This is a genomic window from Croceicoccus esteveae, from assembly GCF_031846435.1.
GTDB classification, from domain to species: domain Bacteria; phylum Pseudomonadota; class Alphaproteobacteria; order Sphingomonadales; family Sphingomonadaceae; genus Croceicoccus; species Croceicoccus esteveae.
Genome location: NZ_JAVRHS010000004.1, coordinates 213,601 through 221,667 on the forward strand (window position 1 = coordinate 213,601; position 8,067 = coordinate 221,667).

8 protein-coding genes are annotated in these 8,067 nt (G+C 58.8%); 4 read left to right on the top strand and 4 right to left on the bottom strand.

Annotated features, from left to right (window positions below):
* The first annotated feature begins 128 nt into the window (after positions 1-128).
* Positions 129-596, top strand: a complete 468-nt coding sequence (locus RM533_RS07500) for a c-type cytochrome (protein WP_311340606.1) — start codon at positions 129-131, stop codon at positions 594-596.
* Positions 597-889: 293 nt separating this feature from the next.
* Here RM533_RS07500 and RM533_RS07505 read toward each other — a convergent pair whose 3' ends face one another.
* The 4 genes from RM533_RS07505 to RM533_RS07520 form a co-directional block, all read right to left on the bottom strand.
* The gene (locus tag RM533_RS07505; protein ID WP_311340607.1) at positions 890-1,618 is read right to left on the bottom strand and encodes an FkbM family methyltransferase; all 729 of its coding nucleotides are present in this window, start codon (positions 1,616-1,618) and stop codon (positions 890-892) included.
* A 606-nt stretch (positions 1,619-2,224) separates the two neighbouring features.
* Entirely contained in the window at positions 2,225-3,436 is a 1,212-nt protein-coding gene (locus RM533_RS07510; protein WP_311340608.1) for a replication initiator protein A, read from the bottom strand.
* Positions 3,437-3,527: 91 nt separating this feature from the next.
* A complete protein-coding gene (locus RM533_RS07515) occupies positions 3,528-4,634 on the bottom strand; it encodes a ParB/RepB/Spo0J family partition protein (RefSeq protein WP_311340618.1) in 1,107 nt (368 codons plus the stop codon).
* A gap of 105 nt (positions 4,635-4,739) precedes the next feature.
* The gene (locus tag RM533_RS07520; RefSeq protein WP_311340609.1) at positions 4,740-5,936 is read right to left on the bottom strand and encodes an AAA family ATPase; all 1,197 of its coding nucleotides are present in this window, start codon (positions 5,934-5,936) and stop codon (positions 4,740-4,742) included.
* Between the two features lie 253 nt (positions 5,937-6,189).
* On the opposite strand from RM533_RS07520, the gene RM533_RS07525 reads away from it, so the two are divergent.
* The 3 genes from RM533_RS07525 (at position 6,190) to RM533_RS07530 (ending at position 7,683) form a co-directional block, all read left to right on the top strand.
* Entirely contained in the window at positions 6,190-6,564 is a 375-nt protein-coding gene (locus tag RM533_RS07525) for a transposase (RefSeq protein WP_311340610.1), read from the top strand.
* 513 nt (positions 6,565-7,077) lie between these two features.
* Positions 7,078-7,320: a DUF8462 domain-containing protein gene (locus RM533_RS13755; RefSeq protein ID WP_489752973.1), complete on the top strand. Its 243-nt coding sequence runs from the start codon at positions 7,078-7,080 to the stop codon at positions 7,318-7,320.
* Positions 7,321-7,473: 153 nt separating this feature from the next.
* Positions 7,474-7,683, top strand: coding sequence for a hypothetical protein (locus RM533_RS07530; protein ID WP_311340611.1), 210 nt, complete (start codon positions 7,474-7,476; stop codon positions 7,681-7,683).
* Positions 7,684-8,067 lie beyond the last annotated feature (384 nt).

An 8,067-nucleotide genomic window follows, 5' to 3' on the forward strand; every position in this document is an offset into this window, starting at 1 on the left:
ATTGGCCCTGCAGCCGATAACGCAAGCACGAAAAACGGGCGCTGCAACATATGAAAGTGTGCAAATTCATGGCTGGTGAACATCACTGGGGCTTGGCTCCGACACAGAGGCGAAGGCACTTTATAGGGATGGCCGCTGTGCTGGCGCTGGCACTCGCCGGCTGCGGAGGCGGCAGCGAAGATGCATCGACTGATCGTGCCACCGGTGCGGCAGCGGGTACGGGAATGGCCGTGGGATCAGCTGTGCAGCAGGACGCGGGCATTGCTGCCGACATGGCGGCATTGTCGCCGCTGGCTGCAAAGGGAAAGCGGGTTTATCTGCAATGCTTGTCCTGCCACACCATCGAGGAAGGCGGCGCAGCAAGGATCGGTCCGAACCTGCACGGGATCATGGGTTCGCCTGTCGGTAAACAGCCCGGCTTCGGCTATTCGCAAGCATTGGCGGGTGCAGACGGGGTCTGGACTGCCGCTTTGCTTGACCACTGGCTTGAGCGGCCACGCGAAGTATTTCCCGGCAACCGCATGGCCTTTGCCGGATTGGCAAACCCGCAGGATCGTAAGGCCGTGATCGCTTATATTGAGGAAGCCGGCAATTAATCCTGGTGGAGCTTCCAGGCGCCCTGCCCTGGCTCGTGCACTCCACTGCGGAGCCCGGTTTGCTTTAGCTGGTGGAGGCGCGGCAAGGCTGGAATGGCTGCGTGAGCCTGCGTGAGCGTGAGTGAGGGTGTAAAGGCGGCTTGGCGTCTGGAGGAGAGCTATGTCGCACCAGCGGGGCCTACTGCCGCTTGCCTCGCGCATTGTGCAAGCGTCCCGACGTGATCAATACGAGTATTCCGGGCCGCCGATAGATTGAGCACCCGCGTCGCCACATCAGACGCCGGTTATGGTGATCATGCCAGTGCACGCCGCAGGTCCGGATCTTTTACAGCAATCATGTTGCCCATGCGAAAATGCTCGTCGTTCCAGTCGTAGGTTTTGAACGCAACATGATCGGGGAACAACCGGCCTACTCCATAGCCTGCCTGCTCAAGCATCATCTGCACGTCATGCAACAGGCCTGATGCAGGGATCCATGTCATTCCGTACTCGAACTGTATGACAAGCGGCGCGTCCGGCCCATGCAGCAGGTTGCGTGCGCCGCGCAGAACGGCAGGTTCGTGCCCCTCGACATCGATCTTGAGGAAATGGGGTGCCCGGGCGCCAGCCTGCACCAGCAGATCGATAGTGGATATCGGACATTCGACCTTTTCCAGATCGTCGTGGGCAAAAAATTCGTTTGCGAGCGGCTTGATGGAGTTGGTAGTATCCGCGCGCTTGTTCCAGACGACTTCCACGACCCCTGCACTGTCCGACAGACCCATCTCCCGGATCTCGCACCATCGCGGATCGACGTGCTCTCCCAGTTGACGGGCAAGCTGAGGAATGATCTCGAACGAGACGACCTGTGCATCGGGCACTGTCGCGTGCGCTTCGAGCGCATACTCCCCCTTGTGTGCGCCTACATCCCATATGACCGGCCGCAGCGGTGCATGCTGCGCAAAAATACGCAGCGCGAAACCTTCCCCATTATTGTCGAAATCATAACAGCCGGTGTTGTTGTACGCGTTCAAGAAGCGCATCGCGAGCCTGTTTGCCGCACCCATCACACGGTTGCGACGGTGCGTCACAATCCAACGCTTGACGGCTCGTTCCACGAAACTCTCCCCTGCTGACCTGATGGTCCTACCGTACCGGGATCCATGCTAGGTCAGCATCTTTTGGTGCGCCAGTCCTGAAACCGGGCTGGTGGCGCAGCGTACCGTTACGAAACGAAAGTCTGCGCAACGGGCGAATGGTCGATTATCCAAGAATCTAACAAAACAAAAAGATCCTTCGGGTTAGAGAAGGTTAAGCCGGTTATAGAGGTTAAGGTAACGCAAATTGCCTGCAAACGTTTGATATATCGGAGAGAAATTAGCAGGTGGCGTTCCTGAAAAGCCGGTTCATCGTTCCTGAAAGGTCGCTTCTGTGTTCCGGAAAGTTCGATCGAGCGTTCCTGAAGGATCGAAAACCGTTCCCATTGTGTCGATCGTTTCGCAAATCGTCCACTTCGAAGCGTGACATTGAAACACTTCCTGAATGCGGAGTGCCAAAATCATTCAAATGTGATGCGCTTGGCAAGCTGGAAAAGCATGGCTCAGACAGGACGCGACACTTCGGGAACGCCGGACGAAGTGTCCGGATGATCAGCCCAGATGTCTGGCGTGGTGACGTTTCACCCACCCGATGAAAGCACGCTGCCAATTTGCCGGCATACGACCCGGATCTGCGGCAACCCACCGTTCGAAGTCGGCGTGCAAGGCATGCAGGTCCCACCCGGGGCAGGTGCTCCGCAAGTGATCGCTTGTTTCCTCGGCGATGAAACCGCGGGTTGCCGCGTCACTCAGGCTGGAGACCGCCGAACGGATCAGGACTTTTGCATCCAGCAAGGGTGCAGCCTCATCTTGAAGATGTTCCTCACGGGAACGCGGCGTGGCCTTCGGTTCCTGTTCCTGATCCATCGCCGCTGTCACAGGAGCGGTGCTGCACTCTCTGCTCAGCGAAGCGGCATCTGCGCCGCCGTTACCCTTGAGCCGGCACATGCGCAGGAGCGGCTCGCCTCCCCTGCCCTGCTCCACTGCGAGATGATAACCCGGCAACCCATTCTTGTCCGCAAGTTTCAGGATTTCGAACTTGAACCTGCGGTATTGCCCCTCGGCACCGGACTTTTCGAACAAGGTCGGCATTGCGATGGCGAAGCCCGCCTCGCCTGCCCCGCCTGCATGTTTGCGTGCAACGCGATATAGCCAGCGTTCGCGTCCACCGGTAATATTGAAATAGGCGCGGTCAATGGATAGCACGCCGCCCTTCATCATTACCCCTTCCCAAAACCAGTTTGACAGTTCCAGTGTCATGCCTCTGGAACGTTCGGTCTTTTCATCCACCAGCTGGGTCCAGCCATCCAGCCAGGAGAATGTGGCTTCGCGTCGGTTTTCTGCCCGGATGTTGGTCTTGATGGTTGTCGATACGAGCCGGTCAAGAGCATGGCCAAGCAGCTCATAAGCGCGTCCGGTGGTAGGCCGCCCGATCGCACGCAGCAAATCGTAAGGCATGATGCTGATGGTGCGCGGGACATCGTTCAGCCCTCGCCGCGCCATGTCGGCCAGACAGCTGGCGCAGTAGATCAGGATGTCAGCGTCCCAGATCGTGGCCATGCCATATGCAGGGTTGGCAGAGACGTTCACCCACAGCTTGCCATCAGGAGAGGTGTAATCAATGGGCTTCACTCGTTTGCCCTTTGCCAGCGAAAAGAACGGTCGCTCCATCATCTCGCGCTGGTCGCGCATCGGCATGTCAACCAGATAAGGCAGGAACATGTCGAACCGTTCGGGTACTGGAGCCCGGCGCGCGGTGGTCATCTTGTCAGCTTCCTGTTGCAAAGCCGTTTCCCCGGGGAAACGCGCCGCCATGTTTCCCCGGGGAAACAGCCGGTGGTCCGCATCTGGCCACTCACCGGGAGAGACCTCTGCCCTCGTCTGCAAGATGGCGCAACGCATCGCGAATCCGCTCGAGAACGTCGGCCTCATCAAGCCCCGAACCTGCATGCAGGCGCAGCGTCACCCCGCTGCGATTGCTCGACTGGATCGTCACCGCCGGCCGGCCGTCTATTCCAGGCATGACGGTCAAAGGCGCTTTGACGCCGTTACCGACACCGGCGGCCAGCAAGCGCGAGATCACCTCGGCAGTGGCGAGGGGAGGGCTGCCACGTCCGGCCAGAACCTCCTGCCGCTTGGCAAGTCGTGCTGCTTCCTTTCGGATCGCCGGGGAGCGTTCCTTGTCGTCCAGTGCCTGGGCGAGGGGGTATGCGGGCTTGAGCTGCACGTCTGCCGGAGAGGCGAAAGCATCGATCACCGCGTCGGGAATGCCCGCCACCTTGATCATCTTTGACAGCCATCCTTTCGACAGCTTGAGCCGTTCGGCCATGCGCGTCATGTGATTGCCATAATGTGTCTTCAGCGCCGCCGCGTAATTTCGTGCCCGTTCAAGGTCCGAAACATCCTTGCGGGCCCGATTTTCGATGTCGGCGAGCCGGAACGCAGCTTCATCGTCAAGATCGGCAACCTGCGCTACGAAACGCATCTCAGGATAGGAATTGGCTCTCAACCAGGAAATTGCCCAATGGCGCCGTGTGCCTGCAATGACTTCGTAGTCGTGGAGCGGATCACCATCGATCCGCCGTACGATCGCCGGAACCTTCTGCCCGTTTTCAGCAATCAGCGAATCGATCAGTTCACGACAATTGTCCGCGTTGAGGTGGGAATAGGACCGGGCGTTGCCAGCCCACGGCCGCACGCGTGACGGGTCAAGCAGCATCTGTGTCACTTGCCGGACTTCACCGCTGGCAACCCGTGCCAGTGCTGATTCGCGGCCCAGCAATGTCATTGAAGATCGAGCCTGTCGGGCAGGACGGGCGCTTGGCTCATCCGCCGGTCCTTCACCCTTCAGCGCACGCGTTCTCGCCGTGCTCCTGACGCCATGCGATGCGGCGTCACTGCCGCTGACCTGCTCTTCCTCCTGAAGGATGTCAGCGAGATAATCCGATTGCTTTCGCGCCATCATGATGTTTCCTTGCAAAAGGCGCGCCAGCTAAAGGGTGTGCAACCATGTAGGAAAATAAATGTCGCTGCTGAACCAGGGCATTTGCAGCGGCGACCCCGTCGATCAGGCAGCATTGACGATGGCCTCCTCGCTGGCAGGTGCGGCAATACCCCATCCGCGGCGCACCAGCGCTTCAACCTGGGCAAGTGCCTCATCGAGGTTGGCGCGACACCGCTTATGCGTGCGTGGCGTGCCGATCGGGCGTTCGAGTTCGTAAATGGTCATCATGCGCAGCGCCGCGTGGCTGATCTCCGCGCTCTCAAGGATCGGAACGGGGAGCAGGGCAGGGCCAAAGCTTTGCTCCATGATCTGGCGCACCATGGCATGGCTGGGATCATTGGCATCGAATTTGGAGCAGATGAGCCGCACGAAATCATACTCCACTTCAATGCCAGCCTCCCGCAATTGCCCGCTCACCTGATCCATCATCGACAGGAACTGGACGGTCGAACAGAAATCGGGAGTTGTTGCAGCCAGCGGCACCAGGAGCGAATTTGCGGCTTGCATAACCGCAAGGCTGATGGTGCCCAGCGCCGGCGGCGGGTCCAGCAGAACGACATCATAATCGCTGGCTAATTCAATAAGCCCCTGTTTAAGCTTACGAAATCTGCTTGCGAGAATGGATCCTCCGTCAGAGCCTGCTGCGGCCAGTTCATACTCCACATCAAACAATTCAAGGTTCGATGGGATCAGATCGACGTTGGGCCAGGGAGTGGCCTGAACGGCGTAATTCAAGGTGTTCTGCGTCGGCTCGATGGATAGATATGGATAGAGGGTCTGCTCGCGAGTCACGTTGAAGTGCGGATTGAACCCGAACAGGGTCGTCGTCGTGGCCTGACTGTCACAATCCACGACCAGCACCCGGTAGCCTTGCACCGCGAGAAAGTGCGCCAGATGTGTCGTCACGGTGGATTTGCCGACCCCGCCCTTGAAGTTCTGCACCGCGATGAGGGCAGGGCTGTCCAGTGGGGCACGAATCGGGCTGGCGCCAAGCACCTGACGCATGCGAAGCAATTCCTCTATCGTATAGCCAGGACGCCGGCCGCTCTGCGTAGCCTGGGGGGAGGGCAGACGGCCGTCGTCTTCGGCCATGCGAATGCGGTTCGTGCTGCATCCCAGCAATGCTGCTGCTTCCGCGATGCCATACCGCACGAGCAGCCCCTTGCGCGCTTCCGGTAAAAAGGCTTTCTTGCGCAGCCGCTCTATCATCCGCTCGCCTGTTTCAGCAAGTTCGGCAATCCGGTCTACTTCTGAATGCATTATGCCACTCGCCGTACATGGTTGAACATTTCTTCGCCAAACTTGAGGGAGATTCATTCATTTCGCAAACGAGACCAAAACTTATCCACAGCTTAACGACACTCTTGGCTTGACCCATTGACACACCTTGTAATGCGAAATTCGCAGGGGATCGACAGGTGTGGCATCAAGGTCCACCACAAAAGGAAGGGCCTGGCTCATGCTGACGGCATCACCAAAGGTAGGAGGCACAACAGGCTCCATGCAGTCTGCGATGAAAGAGGGCCGCCCCCACGTCCTGCTCCTGACGTCCGGCAACACGCATGATGCCATGGTCGCCATGCTGGCGATCGATGCCGCGCCGCCGTCCAAGGTTCTGGCCACAGACAAAGCTTACGACAGCAACGCCTTGCGAAGCTGGCTTACCAAGCGAGGGACTGCACCTGTCATCCCTCAACGTCCAACCCGCACAATCCGCACCGGGGAGGACCGAGGATCTACCGCCAGTGCAACGTGGCCAAACGCATGTTCTGCCGCTTCAAGAACTAACGCCGGGTCGCCGCGTGCGTCGGATGCAAACTCCGCACAGAAGGTAATCCGCCTGCCTATTGAGCGGGAGGACGAGAGTATCGCGCCTTGGCGCACTTGATGCGATAGTTGACGCGATGGGTGGATACCCTAATTTTCCTTCTGACGATTGAGGCAAGCACAGCTGGAATGCAGCGAAGCTCGCAACATCAAGCCCTTCATGGCAACCATCGTCATTGCAGCCTTCGTTACATGGTGGCTCTTCTGACTGATCCCGTCACACTTCGTCAGCGCCCATACGCTTTTCTGACTATGCTATATCGCCAAACGAACCGCCGCTGTCGAGCAGCCGCTTCCGTGCAGAACCTGACTTTTAGGGCATCCTTTCCATGCCTGCGCGGATGCAAACTCCGCACAAAAGATAATCCGCCTGCCTATCGAGCGGGAGGACGAGAGTATCGCGCCTTGGCGCAGTTGATGCGATAGTCAACGCGATGGGTGGATACCCAAATTTTCCTTCTGACGATTGAGGCAAGCACAGCTGGAATGCAGCGAAGGCTGGATCAGTCACCGCAGAAGAAGTCAAGGCGGCGACGCAGAGTACCCTTGCCGAACCCAATGCGCGCTTTTTTGCTTGCGATTTAATCGCTTGGCTCCCGCTCAAATTCGCTATCGTCGCCCCGTGTCCGGCTTTTGGCTTGGGTCGCACCGTTCTGGCGACATCGCTGACGCGCTGGGAGTGAAGGTGTCGAGTGTCGCGCCCATGCGCAACAGTTTGATTGTCGAAGGGATGCTTTACAGTCCCACGCCTGGTTACCCAGCCTTTAGGGTGCTCCTAATGGACACGTTCATGCGGCGGATGATGCCCGAAGGCTGAGCTCGCTCTGCTCCATCGTGAGCGGTGTCCAACAGGCGCAATGCGGCCGCCAGGCGGCAAGGGCTGCATCCAAACCCTCATCGTAGCACAACTGCCTGGAAAGTTGCCAAACCCGTCCTTCGCAATCCGGCGCAGAGAGCTGATGAAGTGGACATGGCTGCCGGTGGCGCCACTCAGGGAAATCTGGTTGGAGTGGTGCGCAACCAGGATCACCGCATGTCCATCGGCCACGAAATGATCGTGCGCAAAGCTGCGGATCTTCTCGTATTCTGCGTGCCATGGCCAAGTTTCATCGGGCGCAAACCTGAACTGGTTATCGGCCTGCTTCTCAAACCCGGCGCATCGAGCGGCACCAGCGTCTAGGTTTTGGTGGCATGGCCGAAGCGGGAGTTTCCCCGGGCCGCAGCTTGGCCGCGAAAACGCGGCTCATGCAGTCAGCGTCCGTCTCTACCTCCACGCACTCCTTTTCGGTCGGCCGACGGGTGCGACATTCGACATTGCCGAACCCGGTTTGACGAGGTGCTTCGCGGTCTGCAGGGCAGGTTCTACCGGCGCAACACGACAGACAGGTGGTGCGATTAATCTTCACAGAGCAACCCGGCGACGACCTCGGGATCGAAGCTTTCGACAGCTAAGGCAATCTCATTTCCGTGCAAGGCCGGGTCAGCGTCGATACTCGGCGCCCCGGGCGAGAGGAGGCTCGCGTGAAGATTTCTGTGTTCACAAGCAGCGTGCTACGCCGTCTCA

Bases quoted from the DNA above. Each gene is read 5' to 3' on its own strand.
- RM533_RS07500 (WP_311340606.1), top strand. From the start codon at position 129: ATGGCCGCTGTGCTGGCGCTGGCACTCGCCGGCTGCGGAGGCGGCAGC.
- RM533_RS07505 (WP_311340607.1), bottom strand. From the start codon at position 1,618: ATGCGCTTCTTGAACGCGTACAACAACACCGGCTGTTATGATTTCGAC.
- RM533_RS07510 (WP_311340608.1), bottom strand. From the start codon at position 3,436: ATGACCACCGCGCGCCGGGCTCCAGTACCCGAACGGTTCGACATGTTC.
- RM533_RS07515 (WP_311340618.1), bottom strand. From the start codon at position 4,634: ATGGCGCGAAAGCAATCGGATTATCTCGCTGACATCCTTCAGGAGGAA.
- RM533_RS07520 (WP_311340609.1), bottom strand. From the start codon at position 5,936: ATGCATTCAGAAGTAGACCGGATTGCCGAACTTGCTGAAACAGGCGAG.
- RM533_RS07525 (WP_311340610.1), top strand. From the start codon at position 6,190: ATGAAAGAGGGCCGCCCCCACGTCCTGCTCCTGACGTCCGGCAACACG.
- RM533_RS07530 (WP_311340611.1), top strand. From the start codon at position 7,474: ATGGCTGCCGGTGGCGCCACTCAGGGAAATCTGGTTGGAGTGGTGCGC.